Source organism: Laspinema palackyanum D2c, from assembly GCF_025370875.1.
GTDB lineage: Bacteria > Cyanobacteriota > Cyanobacteriia > Cyanobacteriales > Laspinemataceae > Laspinema > Laspinema palackyanum.
In genome coordinates, this window is the sequence record NZ_JAMXFD010000005.1 from 38,430 (window position 1) to 58,999 (window position 20,570).

Sequence of the window (20,570 nt, forward strand, 5' to 3'; positions counted from 1 at the left end):
ACGCTGGTTCGCTGAAAGTACCCGGGGAGAAAGATTGGAGAGGTCTGGGTTTCCGCCTGGTTTTGGGGGATGAACCGTGATACTCTACTCGACCTTTAAGAGGTTTCATGTTTATAGGAAGAAGGTGGCGATTTCTGAGGTCTAAGGTAATCAATGGCTAGGCCAAATGTTAGGTAATCCGATGGGTTGGCTTTCAGCTAGGCAGCTCTTTGAGACGAATTTGAGTTGGATGTCTCGGACGGTTTAATAACAATCCATTGACCTGTCACGGGATCGCGATAGGTCTCAAATGGATTCTGACGTAGTGGGGGATTGGTTTGCTCCATCGTTTTACCCTTGCCTCATGCAACAAAAGCATACACCTTTATCACTTATCCTAGATTGCTTTTCACTTGGCCTGGGCGATCGATCTCAAGGGGCGATGCGATCGTCATCACATCAGGTTATTGAGGGGCCTCTAATTCGGACTCTGAATCTCAGCTTTGTCCAGACCCCACAAGGACCTGTTCAAATCTGGCTAATTTTAATTTTTTCTCTAGTCAATTCTTATGGAGCCGGGTGATAAACCGAGTCAGTTAGTGGGGATGCGCTAGTGCGGTTTAAACCCCTACAAATCTGCCTCAAGGGAAGGCAAATTCCCCGTTGAGTTGAGAGGACGGCGGTTGATTTCCAACCCTGAACTCAACAGGGAGTTAGAGTGAATAAAGATCCCATTGAGTTCACCCGATTTGGTGATCAAGGGGTCAGTCCGAGTCATGAGATCTCCCCATCTGTACTGGAGGGATGACTCACCGAAGGAAGGGCATCCCTGGGGACTCGGTTACAGGGTCCGGCGAAAAAAATCAAAAACTTTCGTCAAAAGTCGGGCAATCCGGAAGTAGGATTGATAGGGGAACGGCAGGGGCAAGGGAAGGGAATAGCCATAGGTTCGATTTCTTAAGTGTTCTAGGCGCACTGGAAGGGTTACCCCCAGGGGTAGATGAAATGGTGTTTCTAAGTTTTTCCACAGGCGATCAAGCATGGGACCGTGTTAATCCAAATTTTTTTAAGAGTTGCCTTCACATTAAGCATGGCGCAAAACCTATTTCCGTGTCAAATGATACGAGATTGTCCGGGCCCATTCTAGGGTCCATGAGGTCAGATCCTCGGTTTGCCGGTGAAATTTCCAGGGGCACAGGGTCAGGAATCACGCCCGATCGCCCGCTTTGAGGGGAGACTTTTGATGCCCTAGAACCCTCCTTTGAATCCGTTAATTTAATAGGACTTTTGAGCAATTATACAAGGGAGCTATTGTATCGATCGCGTTCTCCAGACTAAAGGCAGTTATAAGTACAGAGGGTGTGGCGCAGTGCGATCGCTTTGCTTGACTCTCTCAACCCCAAACTGCACCGGATTGAGGCGGGAATGCTGCTACAAAAACATTCAACTCAACTGGAGGGGTCGCGGGAACAATACGGGTGAGGCCGTCCCTTGCTTGTATGATATCGGCAAAGACGTCGTTGGAATATTTTATGGTTATGGAAGAAAATAATATTTTACCTGAATGCTCCGATGATGATGTGGTGTCATTTCGCGGCAAGCTGTTTAAAGTCAGTCAATTGCGGAAAATGATGGGCCATGCCATGACCGAGCAGAACCAACTTAATCATACCCTTTCTAATGCGTTAAAACAAAAAGGATTAGAGTTGGGGCTGACAGATACAAAAGAGTTTTTGAATCACGGAGTGAAGGGGGAACTCCTAAAAATTACGGGTCAGGGTTGGCAAAAAGGCAAAATTAAAATGAAAATTAGTCTGGAATTTATCCCGGATGTTCCCGAGGATGCGCTGTTGTCATCTGGAGAACAGCAACCGATGCAGGCGGGTGGCGATCGCCCCTTAGAGGAGACGGACTGGAGTAGAGGAATGCCACAGTCGGAAAAGAATGGACACCGACAGCGCTACCCCCGCTAACCAAAAACCGTTACAATAGCATCGCGTTCTTTTGCCCAACGCCTACCCCTTGGTGCTATGACCCATTCTCAAACCCCGATCCAAACGGCCATTTTTTCCAACGACACCTTAATTAAGCTTCCCACCCACAAGTTTTATCGGCAGACATTCTTGTTTAATGAACTGCTGTCTATCCTCCTGTGGGCCGTGACCCGCGTTTCTTACGACGTCAAATGTTTAATTGATGGGTCGAAAGGAACGGCGATTCAACCCAGTGGGGGATGGGATCGCGGGACGATTCGCTTGTTGGCGATCGCCGGATTCAAGATGCGCGGCGAGGAAACGCTCAATCACATCGATTGTCTGACGCGACAAACCCCCCGGTTAATTTTGCCAGATACGGCAGTCATTCAAGCGGATACCAATCTGATTTGTCGCGAACCGCGCCAAGTCAGCGAAATTATCAAAGAACTCAAAGAAGAAGTGCAAATCGCCTGTACAGAAATGACCGATTTTGTGAAACCCACTCGGTTAGGGTTTCCCACCATTGAATTTCTAGAACCGGGTAAGGAATGGCGACACGCTGAGATGCGCCTCAATATGGAATTATCTTTTATTAGCGATCGCACCAAGGGCGATGACAACGGACAACCCAGAGATCGGGCCCTGTCTCAAAGCATTTCCCCCCTCGGTGAGATTTAGGGTCCCTCAAGTGCCCCTCGTTTGAGAGGACCCGATGGGAAAGATTAACCCGATTTAGTCGGAATGCTGATGTTGTTCAACCCAGAAGGCGATCGCCTGGACCAACTCTGCCGGTTGAATGGGTTTGGACAGATGTTGCTGAAACCCAGCTTCAAGGATTTGCTGACGGTTCCTCTCTCCCGCGTATGCAGTCAAGGCGATCGCCGGGATTGACCCCCCCCGTTGCGGTTCCCATTGTCGGAGTTCCCGAATCAGCATATACCCATCCATTTGGGGCATTCCGATATCGCTTAACAGTAAATCCGGAATGGAGGTTTCAATCGCGGCGATCGCCTGTTGGGCAGAATTCACCGCCCGGACGTTGGCACCATAATCCTGCAACACAAATTCTAAAAACTCTAGGGTATCGGGGTCATCATCCACCACGACCAGGCCAATCCCCGCTAAACTGAGTTCACTCTCGGGTAAAATCGACTCCTCTTGAAGGGGAGAACCCAAGGACCTCAAGGGGAGAGTCACCGTAAACGTTGCCCCTTGGCCCTCTCCGCAACTGTTGGCCTCCACTGAACCGCCATGCAGTTCTACCAAGTTATGCACGATCGCCAACCCGAGACCCAACCCCCCAAAGGACCGGGTCGTTTTACTATCCGCTTGCCGGAAATACTCAAAAACATACGGGAGAAACTCCTGGGCAATTCCTTGACCCGTATCGGACACTTCAATCTGGGCCAGATTGCCAGTGGATTGGAGACGAAGCGTCACCTGTCCCCCTTCTGGGGTAAACTTCACCGCATTGGAGAGCAAATTCCACACCACCTGCTGCAAGCGGTTCGGGTCTCCCAACACCTCAACCGTCTCCATCGGCACGAATTTGGTGATCTGAATTCCCTTCGCCTCAGCGACTAAGCGGACCGTTTCCAGTGCTGATTCCATAATTTTTTCTAAATGGACAGGAAACATTTCCAGAGTCAGTTTCCCGCGCAAAATCCGGGAAATATCCAGCAAATCCTCAATCAGTCGCGATTGCAACTTGGCATTGCGTTCGATGATTTCTAAGGCTTGTAAGGTTTTGGCTTCATCGAATTTCCGCATTTGCAGCAGTTTAGTCCAGCCTAAAATCGGATTAAGCGGCGATCGCAACTCGTGGGACAACACGGCGATAAACTCATCGCGAAGGCGATTGGCCGTTTCAGCTTGTGCTCTGGCACTTTGTTCAGCTTCATATAATTGAGCGCGGGCGATCGCCTGGGCGCACTGTTGGCCTAATGCCACCATAAAAGCGCGATCTTCTGGGGAAAATTCTCGCGCCTCGGTAAAACTTAGCCCCATCGCCCCGATGGTTTGTCCCTGTAGAATTAACGGGATCGAGGCTAAAGCTTGATTATTGGTCTTTCTCGGGAGTTGGGCCAGGTGGGGATATCGAAGGGTTAAATCGGTTAAATTTTCTAGAAAAATCGGTTCCCCTATCCGCACGCATTCCGCTAAAGGGACGGGTGCATTCACCGGGATATTCTGCCATTGGTCGAGGACCTCTTGGGGATAGCCGATCGCGCCCACTATTTTTAAGGTCTGGTCGTTATCGGTGAGCAGGACCAGGGAACCCGCTTTAGCATCAAGGGCGGCAATCCCTTGATTTACCACCACTTCAGCAACTTGGGCGGGGGTGAGTGCCTCGGACAGAGCAGCGGTGACCGCTTGTAAGCGCGCAGTCCGCATGGCCGCTTGTTCTGCCATCTGCCTTGCTTGTTGCGCTTGTTCGTAGAGTCGGGCATTATCTACAGCGAGGGCGGCGCGACGGGCCAGTTCTTCAGCCATGTTCAGATCCGAGCGATCGTAACGGCGACCCGATTCAGCCGCGACAAAGGAAATGGTTCCCAAGGACCTCCCTCGGGCGATCATGGGGACAATCATCACCGAACTAAACCCCACTTCTCGGAGAATCTGCAAATGTTCTTCATCCTGGGCCGCCTCTAAGAGCAACTGTTCAGGAATATAGGGATAGAACTCCGATACCCCAGTCCGCAGGACTTGCGGCGAACCCCTGGGTGCTTCAGGATCCACGGGATACTTGTAGTGGAGTTCTTTAGCCCATGCCACTTTTTCAGGATTGACATGAGCAGTGATGGGAGGTTGGAGTCTGCCGTTTTCTTCCACCACCGAGACAGTACACCAGTCGGCGAGGTGAGGTACCGTCAGGTCCGCTACAGTAGCTAAGGTGGTTTGATAATCTAGGGAACTGGAGAGGATGGTACTCGCCTCGGAGAGGTACTGTTGGGCGTTTTCTGTGCGCTTGCGATCGCTCTGGTCAAGGGCAAAAAATACCCCCTCCTCGGTGGTATCCTCAAACAGAGCTCCCCCACTAATGGAAGGAACCCGACTCCCATCTTTGCGAATGAATTCTTTTTCGTAGGGAGCGCAAAATCCTTGAGCTAAGGCTTCTTCTCTCGCCTCGAAATCGGCCTGATGATACTCTTGCGGCGTGATTTCCTTCCAAGAGAGTCCTTGGGTTTCAAATTCTTCTCGGGTATAGCCTAACATCTCCAACATGGCATCATTGGCTGCGGTGATCTGGCCTTCGCCATCCCAAAAACCCATTCCAATCATGTTGGACTCAAAGACTCGACGAAACCGCGATTCAGTTTTCTGAAAGGCTTGTTCGACTCGTTTATAATCGGTGATGTCCCGAGAAATACTCAGGACAAACTCAACTGAACCTTCTGCTGTTAATTCTGGAAAGACCTTAGTTTGAAAAAACCGCATTCCATTGGATCCTAGAAAGTGGTATTCAAACAAGCATTCACATCCCGTCGCAAAGGTTTGACGCAACTGCTGTTGATACAGGCGGGCGATCGCTTCTGGCATCCCTAATTCTACATGGGTTTTACCGAGAATGGCTTCAGCAGGGATCCCTATAGCTTTTTCCATAGCTTGGTTAATATAAACGTGGCGAAGGTGGCGATCAAAACGGGCGATTCCATCAGGGGCATGGTCCGCCAGGGATTTGAACTGTTGCTCTTGACGGTGGAGTTCTTCTTCCATAGTTTTGCGATCGCTGAGGTCTTGAACGCTAATAGCGTGATAGAGGATTGGAACTGTTCGGTGTCTGATCGCAGTTGCGTTGATCAGAATGGGCAAAATTGTATCATCTTTCCGATTATCCAAGAACTCCAAGGTTTGCATCTAGGCGATCGCTCCTCCTGGGAATCCCTGCGGCTAAATCGGACCTATTTTCTAAGAATAATACATCTCTAATCAGTTTGCCGGTTAATTCTTCAAGAGTATAGCCCTGCCTCTCGCCCAAGACTATCCCATCCGGCAACGATGTGGAGTTCTTCATGGCTTTGGACTATTCCCCACCCAGAGTGTTTAACCCGTTCCATCCATTTTTGAGTTCTCTCCTCTTATAGACTGGTGGCAGAATGGTCTTAAGCCTCTCATGAATCAAACCTTCATTCCGCTACCGTCCGCCTTAATTAGGGGAACGGAAAGGGGATCAAACCTCCATTCCTTTACCTAACCCCTTAATCAGGGGGACGGAAGGGGAATCTGACGCCCGGTTGAGAGGGTCTGTTCAAAAGTTGGCAAGGGATCTAATGCTTTCCTTTCCGTTTTATGGGTTAGGATGGCTAGTCTTCCTAACCACTCTGTGCGATCGCTCTTCCCCCGATTTCAATCGGCTTATAGCCATCAACTCTGGAGACCCGTTCAGTGATACCTGGCCCGCCCTCCGGCTCATCACGAGAAACACTGCTGCTACAGAGGGAACTACAAGAAAACTCGGGCAAGCAGAAGCATTAATCTCATGGTTCAGGGGATTCAAAACCATAAAATCTTCTATCTTCTATGAGAGATCGCCGCACCCTCCCAATCACAGGTCAATTGGCTTTGGCAATTCACCAAAGACCGCTAATACACCCCATTTTTTATAAAACTCTTTAAAGAGAAGACTGGATTTTAATTGGTTTAATCTACAAGATTTTAATTTTTTTGTCAACTCTTTTCAAGAAAATTCAGTGGATTCGCTGAGGTTCCCCGTAAGGGTTCAATTCAAAAAGAATAAATGGGCCTTTATATACCATATTCTTCGTTTAATATCTGCATCAGATTAAACGAAAAATTGATCAGGGGATGAAAAACTCGATATTTGAGGGGAATACCTGGGGAGGATCCGGTCCAGTTGAACCATCCAGATCGAGATAAATAATCCCCAGTCTGATGCAAACCTATTGGGAGTAAGTCTCAATCCAGAGGGAACAGACCACAAGGGTGGGTAATAGGGGGTCTCACCCCCTAATTGTAGCCAAAATAGGCTCACAGTTCCCCACTCCTAACCCTTGCAAACTGTGGCATTCTTAAACTTATTTCGGCACGCCTTCGGTTAAAACTTCATGTCCATCTGGGGTCACCAATACATCATCCTCAATTCGTACCCCAATTCCTCGCCAGCAGTCCGGGATTTCCGGTTGTCCTTCCACAGGTTTCGTTTCCAACCCGATATAAAGTCCCGGTTCTACGGTTAGGACATTTCCCGGTTGCAAATTCTGCGGGTCTTCTCCATTTTGATAAACCCCCACATCATGCACATCTAAACCCAACCAATGTCCCGTTCTGTGCATATAAAAGGGTTTGTATTTTTCTTCTTTAATAATTTCCTCAATGTCTCCAGTTAGTAATCCAATTTCCATTAATCCTTCCACCAAAACCCGTACCGCCGTTTCGTGAATTTTGCTGTAAGGATTTCCCGGTTGCACTTGGGCTGTGGCCTGTTTTTGCGCCTCCAAAACAATATCATAAATCGTCTGTTGTTCTGGTGTAAACGCACCATTCACGGGAAAAGTTCGGGTAATATCTGCATTGTAATACCCATAGGCGCAACCGGCATCAATCAGCAATAAATCATGGTCTTGCAGTTGGCGATCGTTTTCAATATAATGCAAAATACAGCTATTCGCCCCAGATGCAACAATGGAGGGATAAGCAAACCCATTGCCTCCTTGCAACCGGAACAAATGCTCCATTTCCGCTTGAATTTCATACTCATATCGCCCGGGTTGTGCGAACTCTTGCGCATGAATGTGCGCTTTGACTGAAATTTTCGCAGCTTTTCGCATCAGTTCTAATTCTGCCGGACTTTTCACCAAGCGCAACGGATGTAAAATCGTCCCTGAATCTTGAATGGCAACGGGACCAGTTCCCCGCTTGGGATAGGTTCTCATCAACCGCTGCCAATGGGTGAGAACTGTTTCATTAAACTTGCGATCGCGCCCAACGTGATAGTATATGCAACTGGCTTTGATTAAATACTGCGGTAACTTTTCTTCCAGTTCACTAATCGGATAAGCTTCATCGGCACCATACCGTTCCTTTGCACCTTCCACTCCCATCCGGTATCCCGTCCACACCTCTTTTTCCGGGTCCTTCGGTTGCACAAATAGCACAAATTGATGTTCTTCGTGATGGGGTGCAAACACCGCCACCGCATTAGGTTCATTGAACCCGGTTAAATAGTAAAAATCACTATCCTGCCGGAAAGTATATTCCACATCATTGTGCATAACGGCCATCGGCGCACTCCGAAAAATCGCGGTCCCACTGCCAATTTTTTCCATCAATGCTTGCCGTCTTTGCTGATATTCTGCTGCTTCGATCATGGTCATATTCTAATCTAACGAGGTTTTCAGTGATTGCTGTCACAGAGTCCAGGTGTTTATTATCACAGATTTTCCCGATCGCGATCGGCCTGGTTTCCTGCAAAATAGCAGAAAGTAACATAAGGGAATCTACAATTTTTTTTAAGAGGATGCAGTAGCTGTTATGATTGACTTTCTGGTAGAATCTGCATTTAAAACCGGATGCCTCAGCGTTGAGTCCGAAGCATTAATCCGCCAAGTCCTCGCCACCAAAGGCTGTAAATCAGCGGACTTGGACTCCCTGGAAAAACTCTGGGAGGCACTCAACACCGGCTGTATTCGTCGCGAAGCAGGTTCCAAATTGGCAATGCCTCTACTAGAAAGGCGCTAAGGCCAGAGGGTATCTCCCCCCAATTTTAACTCATTGCATCCGGGCCGGTTTCTAACCGGCCTTGATTTTTAGGGGTTATCCGCCATCCCCCCATCCCCCTCATCCTCATCCCCCCATCCTCTAAAATATTCTATAGAGGAGAAAAACTTTGGAGGAATGCGCTTGACTACCCTAACTCCCCCTGTGGTAACGTATCGAATGCCTGCTGAATGGGAACCCCATCAGGCTTGTTGGTTGGCTTTTCCCAGTCATGAAGACCTCTGGATGGAGAGTTTAGAGGCGGCGCGTGGTGAATTTGTGGACCTCTGTCGGGCGATCGCTGACCCGGATCCCGTCTCCGGCGAATGTCGTGGAGAACAGTTAGAAATTCTGGTCCTGAATGAAGGGGTAAAAGCGATCGCTGAAGCGGCTTTAACCGGCATTTCAGCGCGATTTCATATTATCCCCTTTGGAGACATTTGGCTAAGGGATATTGGCCCAATTTTTCGCTTTGAACCCGATGGTACTCTCGCCACAGTCCGCTTTAATTTTAACGGATGGGGTGAAAAATATATTTTAGAGGGTGATGCTGAAGTGGCAGAAACCATCAGCGATCGCCTCAATTTACCCAGTTACCATTTCCCGATTACCCTAGAAGGGGGGGCGATCGAAGTCGATGGCGAAGGCACTTGTTTAACCACTCGGGAATGTTTGTTAAATCCCAATCGCAACCCCCAACTCACCCAAGCAGAATTAGAAGAAATTCTGCACGCTGCTTTTGGGGTTTCTAAGGTGTTATGGTTAAATCAAGGCTTACTTAATGATCACACCGATGGACATATTGACACCATCGCCCGATTTATTGCACCGGGTGTCGTCTTATGTATGGAACCCCGAGAGGCAGATGATCCCAATGCCGCAGTCCTCACCGAAATTGCTCAGAATTTGTCAGAAATGACCGATGCCAAAGGTCGTCCCTTGCAAGTGATTCGCATTCCTTCCCCGGGTAAAATTGTTGATGAAAATGGCGAAATTGTCCCAGCGAGTTATGCCAACTTTTATATCGGAAATCGCACGGTTGTGGTTCCCACCTACGGCGCAAAGTATGATCAAGAAGCAGTAGAGGCGATCGGCAAACTGTTCCCCACTCGCAGGACTATTGGGCGATCGGCCAAAGCCATTTTATTAGGCGGTGGTGCGTTTCACTGCATCACGCAACAACAACCGACTGGGAGGCAGCAACAACCGGCGGGGGTTTAAACCCCCGCCTAATAGCTAAAGTCGTCTAAAGACGACTGAAAGAAAGTTTTATCCAGTGGTATTTTTAGTCGGATTTATCCGACTTTAGCTATTAGCTGGGGGTTTAAACCCCCAGCGGTAGAGGCGATTCGCGAATCGCCTCTACAAACAACCCCCGGGGATTTAAACCCCCGCCAGACTCTTCACCCCTTATCCATCTTTTAACTCCAATGACTCAAATGGTTACGGTTGCTGCGCTACAAACCGCCTTTTCTGAAGACAAAAATACCAACGTTTCTCGCGTCACAGAATTGGTCCGAGAAGCGGCATCGAAAGGCGCTCAAATTATCCTCCCTTCTGAATTATTTGAAGGCTATTATTTTTGCCGCGAAGAACGGGATAAGTTTTTTGCTTGGGCGCATCCCGTTGAGGGACATCCGACAATTACCCACTTTCAAAAGATAGCGGCAGAATTAAACGTGGTGATTCCTGTATCATTTTTTGAAAAGGCCGGGCCCGCTTATTATAATAGTATCGCCATTGTCGATGCTGATGGAACGGTTTTAGGGATTTATCGCAAAAGTCATATTCCCGATGGTCCCGGTTATGAGGAGAAATTCTATTTCCGTCCAGGAAATACGGGATTTAAAGTTTGGAAAACCAGCTATGGGACAATTGGCGTGGGAATTTGTTGGGATCAATGGTTTCCAGAATGTGCCCGATCAATGGTGTTAATGGGGGCGGATTTGTTGTTTTATCCCACGGCGATCGGCAGTGAACCTTTGGATCCGGATTTAGATACCAAAGACCCTTGGCAACGGGTGATGATTGGTCATGCGGTGGCGAATATTGTCCCCGTTGTGGCAGCAAATCGCATCGGGACGGAAGAGGGACAAACCTTTTATGGTCATTCCTTTATTGCCAATCAACGGGGGGATAAGGTGGCGGAATTAGACCGCGATCGCCCGGGGGTAATTTGTGCCAGCTTTGATTTGGATGCGATCGCCCGAACTCGTGCCTCTTTTGGCTTTTTCCGCGATCGGCGTCCTGAACTCTACGGCGTTCTTTCTACTGCCGACGGAACACTTTAAGGTTCAAGATTTGACTCCCGCATAATACGGCCAAAAACACTGAAAATTGCACCACCACAATGCTAGGGCCCGAGGCAAAATTAAACAGTCCTGACCCTAGCATTCCCACCAGAGAACTGGTTGCCCCCAATATCACCGAAAGGGTAATAAATAGGGTAAAATGATGAGTGAGTAATTTGGCCGTTGCTGCGGGAATCACCAGAAACGCATTAATCAGTAAAATCCCCACCGCCTTGATAGAAATTGCCACAGTCAGAGACAGCAAAACTACAAACAAATAACGATGAATATCAACAGCAACTCCTTGAACTTGGGCCAGTTCTGGATTCAGGGTGAGTAAAATTTGCTGCCGCCAAGTTGAGAATAAAAACAGGCAACTAATAACCAGTAATCCCACAATTAAGAAAATATCAGTTTGCCCGATCGCCAGGATATCTCCAAACAACACCGCCATTAAATTTCCTCGATATCCGGGGATAAAACTGGTCAAAATTACCCCAATTGCCAAGGCCCCAGAAACGGCAATACTAAACACACTATCACTGGGTAATTTTGTGCGTTCGATTAAATACAAGGAGGAGAGTCCAAATAAGAGGGTAAACGGTAACAGCGTCCAATTCGGGTCAACCTGCAATAACACCCCTAACACGACCCCAACTAACGCCGAATGTCCCACGGCATGACTGAAAAACGAAAGTTGGCGCAACACTACAAAAGTACCGAGGAACCCTCCGAGAATTCCCAGCAAGACCCCACCGGCGATCGCCCGTTGCATGAAAGGGAAACTCAGTAATTCCAGGAAGTTTGTCCATGCCGTATTTCCCAAGAGTAAATCTCCCTGAAAAGGGTTGAAAATTTCTAAGAAATTCGCTATCATCATTAATATCTGAAAGAATAATCAAGTATTCAAGTTTTTTACTGATATTTTCCCTAAACGCAAATCATGGCAGTTAACTATTCTACCGATAAAATGGCCGGAGATGCCCAAAAGGACTCCGATGAACTCGAATGCACCTCTGAACACGCGATCGACCTCGAAAATATCAATAGTCTCCAAAATCAGCTATTGAAGGAAGACAAAGCACAACGAATGGCGGAGTTTTTTAGCTTTCTTGGGGATGCCAATCGCTTGCGAATCATTTCCGCCTTGGCGTTAAAAGAACTCTGCGTTCATGAATTAGCGGAAATTGTCCAAATGACCGAATCAGCAGTTTCCCACCAATTGCGGAATTTAAAAGCAATTCGCCTGGTTAGTTATCGCAAAGAAGGACGCCGGGTCTATTATCGACTTCAAGATAATCATGTGGTTAGTCTCTATGAGGCAGTGACGGAACATTTGGATGAAGAATGAGGGAGTAATGGAAAAGGAGAAGAAACGACTGAAGTCGTTACTACGAACTTCTCCCCCATTTCCTCAATGATCATGATGATAGTGAGCAAAAGCGGGTCCATAAGTGGCTAACAAATTTTGAGGTGCTAAGGCAATATCCGGTGCACCGCTACAGACTAGGGTTTGATTTAAACAAATCACGCGATCGCAATGGCGACTAACCATATTGAGGTCATGGGATACTTGCAACACCGTCCAATTTTGTTCCGTTTTTAACTCATTTAACAAGTTGTAAAAATCCGCTTCTCCCTGAACATCAACTCCCGCTAATGCTTCATCTAAAATCAGCAATTGGCGAGACATCACTAAACAATAGGCGAGTAATACCCGCTTTAATTGTCCCCCACTCAGAGCACCGACTGCGCGATGGCGCAAATGCAAGGCATCCACTCGCCGCAATGCTGACATCACTGCTGTCTGTTTCTCGGGGTTCGTCTGCCAGGGAAACCGTTGCATTCGCGAGAGGGAAAACGCTTCCCGTTCTTGCCATCCGAGCCCCACGACTTCCCCAACGGAAATGGGAAAGGTGCGATCGAATAGAAAAGTCTGGGGAATATAACCGAGATGCGATCGCAACCGTCCCAGCTTTTCCAAAGGTCTTCCCATGATTTCCACCTGACCCGAACTGCGAGGAATCAACCCTAAAATCGCTTGAACTAAGGTGCTTTTTCCGGCCCCATTTGGCCCAACCACGGCAACATTCGTTCCCGATGTTAATTCAAAAGAAACATCCCGCAAGGCCGGATAATTGCCTCGGTAAACGCTCAAATTTTCTATCTTAACAATCGAGTAATTCCGAGTAAATGCCACATCTAACTCCCGGCGATTACCATCCCACGCTTCACCCATTCTCATAATAGTTACCGACAAGCATTTACAATCGTTTCTAAATTTCCGCGCATCGCAGTCAAATAATGTTGGGGGTCGAGGGGACCCGATTCTAAGGAGTCAATTTCATACAAAGGTAAATTGAGGTCCGTTGCCAAGGTTTTTAATACTCGATTTTCCACTTGCGGTTCCGAAAAAAGTGCCTTCGCTTGATACTGCTGAACCGCTTGCACTGTTTTTTGGATATCCTGGGGAGACAGACTTGCATCCGGGACAGAAACCACGGCCAGTTGTTGCAAATTGTAGCGATCGGCTAGATAAGGATAGGCATCATGAAAGGTAATAAAGGTACAATTAGGATATTGGGATAAAGTCTGCTGAAACTCTTGATCCAGTTGTTCTAATTGCTGAATATAAGCTGCGGCATTGGCTTCATAAATGCCTTGATTAGCTGGATCTGCGGCAATTAAACCATCTCGAATGGTGGCAACTTGTTGTTGAGCAAATACGGGATCAAGCCAAACATGAGGATTCCCCTCAGCATGATCATGATGATGTCCGTCATCATGATCATGGTCATGATCATGATTGCTATCAACCGCTTTCACAACCGGGGTATTATCATCTAAAGGTTGAATCCCGGCACTTGCATTAATTTCCTGTAAGTTGGGATTATTAGCATTAGTAATGGTATTTTCGAGAAATTCCTCTAAACCGATACCATTTTTGACTAAAATATTGGCAGTGGCGATCGCCTGAACATCTGCGGGTCTCGCCTGATACTCATGGACATCGCTTCCCGGAGGAATCAACACTTGCACCTGTGCGCTATCCCCCGTCACGGCGCGAGTAAACCAATACATCGGCAGAAACGTGGCGACAACATTCACCGAGGGGGTGTCGGATACAGCGAGTTGCGTATCAGTTTCCGTCTCAGCAACGGGTTCACGACAGGCGATCGCCATCGGCAATAGTAGGAGTGGGAGAAGCGATCGGCTCAACAGTTTAGGAATCACCATGAGTTCAAGGGACTTTCAATAACGAGTCAGATTTTCCCTATTATACGAGAATAAGTCTCATTCTGACCAACGATTTCCCTGGCGGAGTAGGGGCCAGTCCTTCCCGTTCTCAAATTGCAGACTGAAAATATAGAGGTTTCCCAACTCATGAGTTACCCATAGCGATCACAAGTGCCTTAGCATCAGTGTGTTAGCACTTAAATCTTGATCGGTAAGCTGTTGCGTGTTTAAAAGGGAATATAAAGGGAGGACAATCAGCGTGACAATTGAGCGGATTACCAAGGGAATACGGGAGGCAACTGGCGATCGCTTTTTGCTCTTGTATGGAGCAAATACGAGTGATTCGTTTTGTAGTGAGGATTTGATTCTCCAAGATATCGAACAGGTATTGCATCGCTATCTCAAAGCTCAAGGATATCAGAGAATTGCCTTTTATTCCGGCAATCGTAAACTGTATTTTCTGGATACAGACTCTCGCGATCGCGCCTTGTTACGCCCTCCGATTCCCTCCCCAGTTCAGGGTCAATCTGAAATCAAGGTTACCCCCGGTCCTTTGGGACGAAAAAAACGATTTTTAGGAAAAAAAGACTCCCAGCAAACCCAGGAAACTCCCCCCAATTCTCACCCATTTCCCTCAATAAATCGTCCCCAACGAATGCAAGACCGGGATGTGCTGCCTTTGTTGCAAAATTTCATGGAAGATACTCGCCAATCCTCGGCGATCGTCTTTGCGAATCCCGAAGATTTGCGGCGATTTGAACTACTGCGGCAACTGGATGGCGCGATTGTGGAATGGTCGCGGTTATTGCCGACCAATCGCAATTTATGTGTGTTTATTTTCCATCAAGATACTTATTCAGAACTGCAATCCTTTTGTCAGCAAATTGGTCTGACATTTTTGAGCAATTTATTACTCAATCGCGAGCGTTCTCAAAATCTGGTGAATATTTGTAATGTCGGCACTCCCACTACCTCAGAAATCGGCCATTTAATCCAGCGTTTTCGATTACAACATCAACGACCCATTGCCTGGAATGAGTTGCAGCAATTAACCACCGCTTTAACCCAAGAATCTAAACCGTTAAAATATTGGCATGAGCGGTTTTTATCCGGTTCAGAATTTTCATTGAAACAGGCAAAACGAGAACAATGGACTCAGACAATGCCCCTACCAACATCGGTGGAATTGACCGAAAAACTCCGGCAACAGGTGATTGGACATTCAGAGGCGATCGGCACTCTGGTTAAATTAGTCAGGGGCAAAATCGCCGCCCAAAAAAGTCCTAAACCCTTGGTCATTTTGTTACCCGGACCCACAGGAACAGGCAAAACCGAACTGAGTAAAACCCTCGCCTCAGCCCTCGGAACCCCCTTGGAACGGTGTGATATGGGAGAATATGGAGAAGAACATAAAGTCTCCAATCTGTTTGGCAGTCCCCTAGGATATGTCGGTTCAGAACAGGGGGGATGGTTACCCAATGCCTTGCGACGGAATCAGCAACGGTGCATTTTATTGTTTGATGAAATTGAAAAAGCGCATGAGTCTATCTGGCGGCAACTGTTAGCCTTTTTTGATGAAGGGCGCGCCAGTGATGTGAATGGAACGGTGATTTCCCCAAAAGACACGATTTGCTTGTTAACCACCAATTTAGCCAGTGAAGCGATTAGCGAAGCGTCAAATCGGGCTAAGGAAATCTTACAAAAAACCGGCTATCTTCCCCCAGAATTTATTGGACGGATTGATAAAGTGATTCCCCTCAGTCGCTTGGAACTGGCGGAACAGACAGAGATGATTTTCCGGTTGGTGAAACGGTTTGCTCAGGAGCGATATAATATTGAGGTCATCGTTGATGAGCCTGGATTAACGGCTTTAGTCCGAGCCACTTATGAACCGGCGCAAAACTATGGAGGACGGGGAGTTAATGAGGCGATCGCTGACCTATTTACCGATCATTTAATTGAATTACAAACCCAGAACATTGAGCGATCGCAATTGAGGATAGCAGGGGAAAAAATGCAGATTGTTCCGGGGGATAGCGAACAACCGGATTTAGATTTTGCGGCCATTGCTGCGGGTTCCGCACGACGAAATCAGGGGACATTAGACAGCTTACTCAACCAACTGGATACCATGATTGGGTTAAGTTCAGTCAAAGCGGCGATGCATGAATTAGTCGCCAGTGAACAGGCAAAACAACGATTGCGACAAGCGGGATATGAAACCGATGATCGCATGACTCGCCATCTAGTCTTTTTGGGCAATCCCGGAACTGGAAAAACCACCGTAGCAGAACTGGTGGGAGCAATTTTTAAAGCCTTGGGAATTCTCAAAAAAGGACAACTGATTAAAGTGGATAAACCTCGGGATTCATTGGTGGCTGAATATGTGGGACAAACCGCCCCAAAAACTCGGGCAAAAGTAGAAGAAGCGCTAGATGGAATTTTGTTTATTGATGAAGCTTATGCACTCGCATCACCCCGGGGAGGGGGACAGGATTATGGTCAAGAAGCGGTGGATACCCTCCTCCCCATGCTGGAAAATTATCGCGATCGCCTGGTGGTAATTTTTGCCGGTTATACTCAACCCATGCAAGCCTTTTTAGCCACTAATCCGGGTTTGCAGTCCCGCATCGCTAAAATCATCGAATTTCTCGACTATACCGGAGAGGAAATGCTAGAAATTTTCCTCTCTTATTGCCGAACTTCTAAACCTGCTTACCGTTGTCCCCCGGAGGTCCAACAAGCCGTATTAGAACGACTCAATTGGATGTACAAGATGCGCGATTGCAATTTTGGCAATGGACGAGATGTCCGTAATCTGTTTGAGGCAATGGTACAATTACAGCAGGTTCGCCTCATCCGCGACAATCTCGAAGGGGAAGCAATGATTACCTTTGCTAAAAACGATTTACCGCCACTCAATTTAGGCTAACTTAAATTAATAGTCTAGAAATTTTAGACTTGCTAGATAGCATTTATCCAGCTATTGAACTCGGGTTCTCGGGTCAAAGTCCCCCTTCTTAAGGGGGATTTAAGGGGATCCTTCGGGGCTCATTAGATATAAAATCGTTATAGAATGCCTTTTAGACCAAAATAGAAGAGTTCCTAGGAGTTTCTTCTCGTTAAGAACATATAAATAACCGGAGATCAAGATGAGTGGTAGAAAAGACCGATATGTGAGTATTAGTGAAGCCGACTTACGGCGATTACAGGAACAGGATAGCCGACTGCGATCGGTGCAACAAGACTTACCCGATCGCCTGAATCGGATGCGTGCAGAAGCGAATCAAGAAATGCAGCAACGCCTCATTCCTTTAGAACAACGTGCAAAACAGCAGGAACAAGAGGCTCAACGCATGGGGAGTCACCTCGGGGAACTGGAACGGAACACACAGCAGCGATTGCGAATCCAGCGCCAAGACTTTCAGCAAGCGGTCCGAGAATCCGAGGTGCGACAACAACAGGCACTCCTTCAAGAAGGCGATCGGCTCACTTCCGCTATGCGCGCCGGTTTTGAAAAACAGCGGACTGAATATCTGCGGATTACAGCGGATCAACGGCAAGAATATCTCACCCTGAATCAACAACTGGAACAGAAATTCTCCGAACTCCTGGAGGAAGAACGGCAAGCGCGGGAAACCGGACAACGGATGATCCAACAGCAAATTGACCAGGTATTTGACACCCTTGAACAGGAACGACAAAATAAAGTAAAATTGGCGCAAGAACTGCTCACCGATGTGGAACAAATCTGGCAGCAAATCAACCGCGATTACCAACACCAGCGCTTTACTCCAAATCAACTGGCTGACTTGCGGCGCAATTTAGAGTTGGCAAAACAAAACTTAGCCACTGGGGTTTTTGAAGCGGCGATCGCCACCTCCCAAGATACCTATCTCAAACTCGCCGATTTGCGCCTGGAACTGGAACAAAAAGAACAAAAATGGTTACTTTATTATACCGCAACATTAGAAGATTTGCGAACCCTAATCACCGAAGTGCAAGCTCATCGGCAGATTGAAATTGAACTCGGAGAAGCCGGGGGCGAAGTCGAAACCTTTCAGGAAGAAGTTGATTATTGGACTGATGGACGGTTAACGGCTTATCAGCAAAAGCTCGAACAGTTTCAACAACAACTCACCGCAGGGGAATCCACCTTAACCACAGAACAAATCCAGGAATTAGGCCAACAAATCGAAGTCTTCCGTCCGGAATTAGCCGACATTGCCAACCAAGCCAAAATGCAAGTGATTCTCTCCCAAATGCGGGCAGAAATTGCCGATAATGTTGTAGAAATGCTGGAATCTTACGGCTATCAACTCGCAGACCCCAAGGCCGATGCCAGCTACGAAGGTGCAGACTATCGGAATGCCTATGTGGTCAAAGTCAAAAATATTGCCGGGGAAGAAGTGGTCACCGTGATTACGCCGGAAAAAGAATTAGGAGCGAATAACATTTCCATCAATGCCTTCAGCGATCGCTTATTAGATGAAGAACAACTCCGCCAACGAGCCGAGGGGATTTTTAATGCCCTCCATGAGGAATCAGGATTAGAATTGCAAGGCCAAACCCAATGCTATGAACAACCTCAAGCAGAATATCAGGATATTGAACAAGTAAAACACCGTCAAAACACACCGAAACAAACGTCTTTGTAAGGGTTTTGCAGACAAAAATTGTGGTGTTTTGACTGGAGGGACAAGGCAATATAGCGTTTCCAACAGTTATGAGGTAAATATTGGGAGTGCGGGCATCTTGCTCGCTTTCTTTATTTCTTTAATAGCGAGCAAGATGCTCGCACTCGTTCTGCCTCCGATGTCTTCATTCCTGTAACCACACCCTTCACCGTTTTGGTTTTTTTGATGACCTTTCCTTCACATCCCGGAAGGGAAATCGCCCCTTTTTAATCCCCTCTTTGGCCCAATACCAGGCCCCCACGGAACAGGCAGCACTGCATAACAACGCAATCAGAAACGCCATCAACGGCAAGGGGAAAGAGGGTTCAACTTTTTCCCCTTTCCACTCCCAAGGTTGAAATATTAACCCCGAAGTCGAAGCAACGATCGCCCCCGCAGCAATTCCCACCCCCACCGCTTGAATCTGGTCTTGCAAATCTTGATTCGCTTCCTGCTGATTGTGATTCATCTTGGCTTGTTCCACCTCGACAATGCCGCGCATCGTGGCAATACAGTGACCGAACAGGGCATTTCCTGAGTTTAAATAATTCAGGTCTGTGTGGATTTGTCCTAATAATTTCGACCGGCATTCATAGCTAAAGGCTTGTAAAAAACTTAACTCCTGTTCTCCTGCAATATCCATTAATTCTTCCAATTTTGTGGTATAATTCTTTAAATTCGTAATTATCGTGGTGCGCTGGTCTTCAATATCCCGGATATGACTGGCATAGCTAAAGGCTTGGGGGTTAATTTTGAGGAGAGCCTCCTGCAAAGCCGTTAATTTTTCAGCCGTATCTTCCGGCAAGGTTGGTAACGCCTTCATCAAGGTTTCTAACTCGGTATAAAGTTGGCGACAGTCTCGATAGCGAGTCCGGGCTTGGTCATAGCTGAACCGGATTTTGCTGCGACAACAAAGCAAATCCATCAGGGGGTGATAGTATTTTGTAGATGCTTCGAGTTGGGCGGTATCAGGATGGCAGTCTAACCAAATGAGAATGTGACAGGATTGTGCCGGATTTTCTGCATTATTGTCATATTCAAAAATTGGACTGCCTAACAGTTTGCCCTCGCCACGATAGGAGGGTAGAACAAGGGGGGGAGCGTTTGTGAGTAAGGCTTGTAAACAGCGATCGGCTAACTGGCGCAAGGTGTCAGGGGAGGGGGATTTTTCCGCGATGACAGGTTTGGCGAACAGGATCAACGTTTGGCCAATGGAAGCGGAAATGCGATCGGGCAGCAGCATTCCCTCGGGGTTGAGGTGAGTGAGTTCGGCAACCGAAACAATTCCCGGATAGCGAAACGTGAGGTCAGCCACATAAGTATCATGAAGTTGGATCGCGTAGAGTTCCCCATTGCGCCGAGGTGTATCCGAGTTCGCGTCTCCTAGGGGAAAGGGGAAGCGCAAACAGCGATCGAGTTCCTCCGAGAGGAGTTCTCGAAATGCGATCGTTGCCTGATGTTCCGGGATATTCAACCATTGACGGCAGGTTTCAAGGGCTGGGATCTGCAAAGATTTTCCCAATTCCTCGAACTGCTGCCACAGCACATCAGCATCTTCCACCCGTTCCCCTTCCGCCAATGCCATATCATGACAGAGGTGGAAGGCATATAAGCTGAGTTTGGGATAGTGGAGCAATTCTCGCGACAATTGTTCGCTCATAGGGATTCCTGGGGCAGGCAATAGATACAAATGA

The 20,570-nt window shown here is 47.5% G+C and carries 16 protein-coding genes; 8 read left to right on the top strand and 8 right to left on the bottom strand.

The window, feature by feature from the left end; translation table 11 throughout:
• Positions 1-820: 820 nt before the first annotated feature.
• On the bottom strand, positions 821-1,021 hold the full coding sequence (locus NG795_RS08415; protein ID WP_367288213.1) for a hypothetical protein: 201 nt from the start codon (positions 1,019-1,021) through the stop codon (positions 821-823).
• Between the two features lie 490 nt (positions 1,022-1,511).
• Here NG795_RS08415 and NG795_RS08420 point away from each other — a divergent pair, with 490 nt between their 5' ends.
• On the top strand, positions 1,512-1,952 hold the full coding sequence (locus NG795_RS08420) for a KGK domain-containing protein (protein ID WP_367288214.1): 441 nt from the start codon (positions 1,512-1,514) through the stop codon (positions 1,950-1,952).
• Positions 1,953-2,009: 57 nt separating this feature from the next.
• On the top strand, positions 2,010-2,633 hold the full coding sequence (locus tag NG795_RS08425) for a hypothetical protein (protein ID WP_367288215.1): 624 nt from the start codon (positions 2,010-2,012) through the stop codon (positions 2,631-2,633).
• Positions 2,634-2,687: 54 nt separating this feature from the next.
• Here NG795_RS08425 and NG795_RS08430 read toward each other — a convergent pair whose 3' ends face one another.
• The 3 genes from NG795_RS08430 to NG795_RS08440 form a co-directional block, all read right to left on the bottom strand.
• A complete protein-coding gene (locus tag NG795_RS08430) occupies positions 2,688-5,813 on the bottom strand; it encodes a hybrid sensor histidine kinase/response regulator (protein ID WP_367288216.1) in 3,126 nt (1,041 codons plus the stop codon).
• Positions 5,788-5,970 (bottom strand): hypothetical protein, encoded by a 183-nt coding sequence (locus tag NG795_RS08435; protein WP_367288217.1) that lies wholly within the window; start codon positions 5,968-5,970, stop codon positions 5,788-5,790. Before NG795_RS08435 ends, NG795_RS08430 begins: the two co-directional genes overlap by 26 nt.
• A gap of 1,021 nt (positions 5,971-6,991) precedes the next feature.
• Positions 6,992-8,284, bottom strand: a complete 1,293-nt coding sequence (locus NG795_RS08440) for an aminopeptidase P N-terminal domain-containing protein (protein WP_367288430.1) — start codon at positions 8,282-8,284, stop codon at positions 6,992-6,994.
• A 163-nt stretch (positions 8,285-8,447) separates the two neighbouring features.
• Between NG795_RS08440 and NG795_RS08445 the strand changes: the two genes are divergently transcribed.
• The 3 genes from NG795_RS08445 (at position 8,448) to aguB (ending at position 10,963) form a co-directional block, all read left to right on the top strand.
• Positions 8,448-8,654, top strand: coding sequence for a hypothetical protein (locus NG795_RS08445; protein WP_367288218.1), 207 nt, complete (start codon positions 8,448-8,450; stop codon positions 8,652-8,654).
• Between the two features lie 162 nt (positions 8,655-8,816).
• Positions 8,817-9,893, top strand: coding sequence for an agmatine deiminase family protein (locus NG795_RS08450; RefSeq protein WP_367288219.1), 1,077 nt, complete (start codon positions 8,817-8,819; stop codon positions 9,891-9,893).
• A gap of 209 nt (positions 9,894-10,102) precedes the next feature.
• Complete coding sequence (gene aguB, locus NG795_RS08455; protein ID WP_367288220.1) at positions 10,103-10,963, top strand: N-carbamoylputrescine amidase; 861 nt, start codon at positions 10,103-10,105, stop codon at positions 10,961-10,963.
• Here the strand turns inward: aguB and NG795_RS08460 are convergent.
• Entirely contained in the window at positions 10,941-11,843 is a 903-nt protein-coding gene (locus tag NG795_RS08460; RefSeq protein ID WP_367288221.1) for a metal ABC transporter permease, read from the bottom strand. The genes aguB and NG795_RS08460 overlap by 23 nt on opposite strands.
• 63 nt (positions 11,844-11,906) lie before the next feature.
• Here NG795_RS08460 and NG795_RS08465 point away from each other — a divergent pair, with 63 nt between their 5' ends.
• Positions 11,907-12,314, top strand: coding sequence for an ArsR/SmtB family transcription factor (locus NG795_RS08465; protein ID WP_367288222.1), 408 nt, complete (start codon positions 11,907-11,909; stop codon positions 12,312-12,314).
• Positions 12,315-12,377: 63 nt separating this feature from the next.
• Here NG795_RS08465 and NG795_RS08470 read toward each other — a convergent pair whose 3' ends face one another.
• The gene (locus NG795_RS08470) at positions 12,378-13,208 is read right to left on the bottom strand and encodes a metal ABC transporter ATP-binding protein (protein ID WP_436836039.1); all 831 of its coding nucleotides are present in this window, start codon (positions 13,206-13,208) and stop codon (positions 12,378-12,380) included.
• Between the two features lie 5 nt (positions 13,209-13,213).
• Positions 13,214-14,200: a metal ABC transporter solute-binding protein, Zn/Mn family gene (locus NG795_RS08475; protein WP_367288224.1), complete on the bottom strand. Its 987-nt coding sequence runs from the start codon at positions 14,198-14,200 to the stop codon at positions 13,214-13,216.
• 259 nt (positions 14,201-14,459) lie between these two features.
• Between NG795_RS08475 and NG795_RS08480 the strand changes: the two genes are divergently transcribed.
• Positions 14,460-17,132 (top strand): AAA family ATPase, encoded by a 2,673-nt coding sequence (locus tag NG795_RS08480; RefSeq protein WP_367288225.1) that lies wholly within the window; start codon positions 14,460-14,462, stop codon positions 17,130-17,132.
• A 220-nt stretch (positions 17,133-17,352) separates the two neighbouring features.
• The gene (locus NG795_RS08485) at positions 17,353-18,858 is read left to right on the top strand and encodes a coiled-coil domain-containing protein (protein ID WP_367288226.1); all 1,506 of its coding nucleotides are present in this window, start codon (positions 17,353-17,355) and stop codon (positions 18,856-18,858) included.
• Between the two features lie 184 nt (positions 18,859-19,042).
• Here the strand turns inward: NG795_RS08485 and NG795_RS08490 are convergent, their stop codons facing one another.
• Complete coding sequence (locus NG795_RS08490) at positions 19,043-20,536, bottom strand: hypothetical protein (RefSeq protein WP_367288227.1); 1,494 nt, start codon at positions 20,534-20,536, stop codon at positions 19,043-19,045.
• Positions 20,537-20,570: the final 34 nt, after the last annotated feature.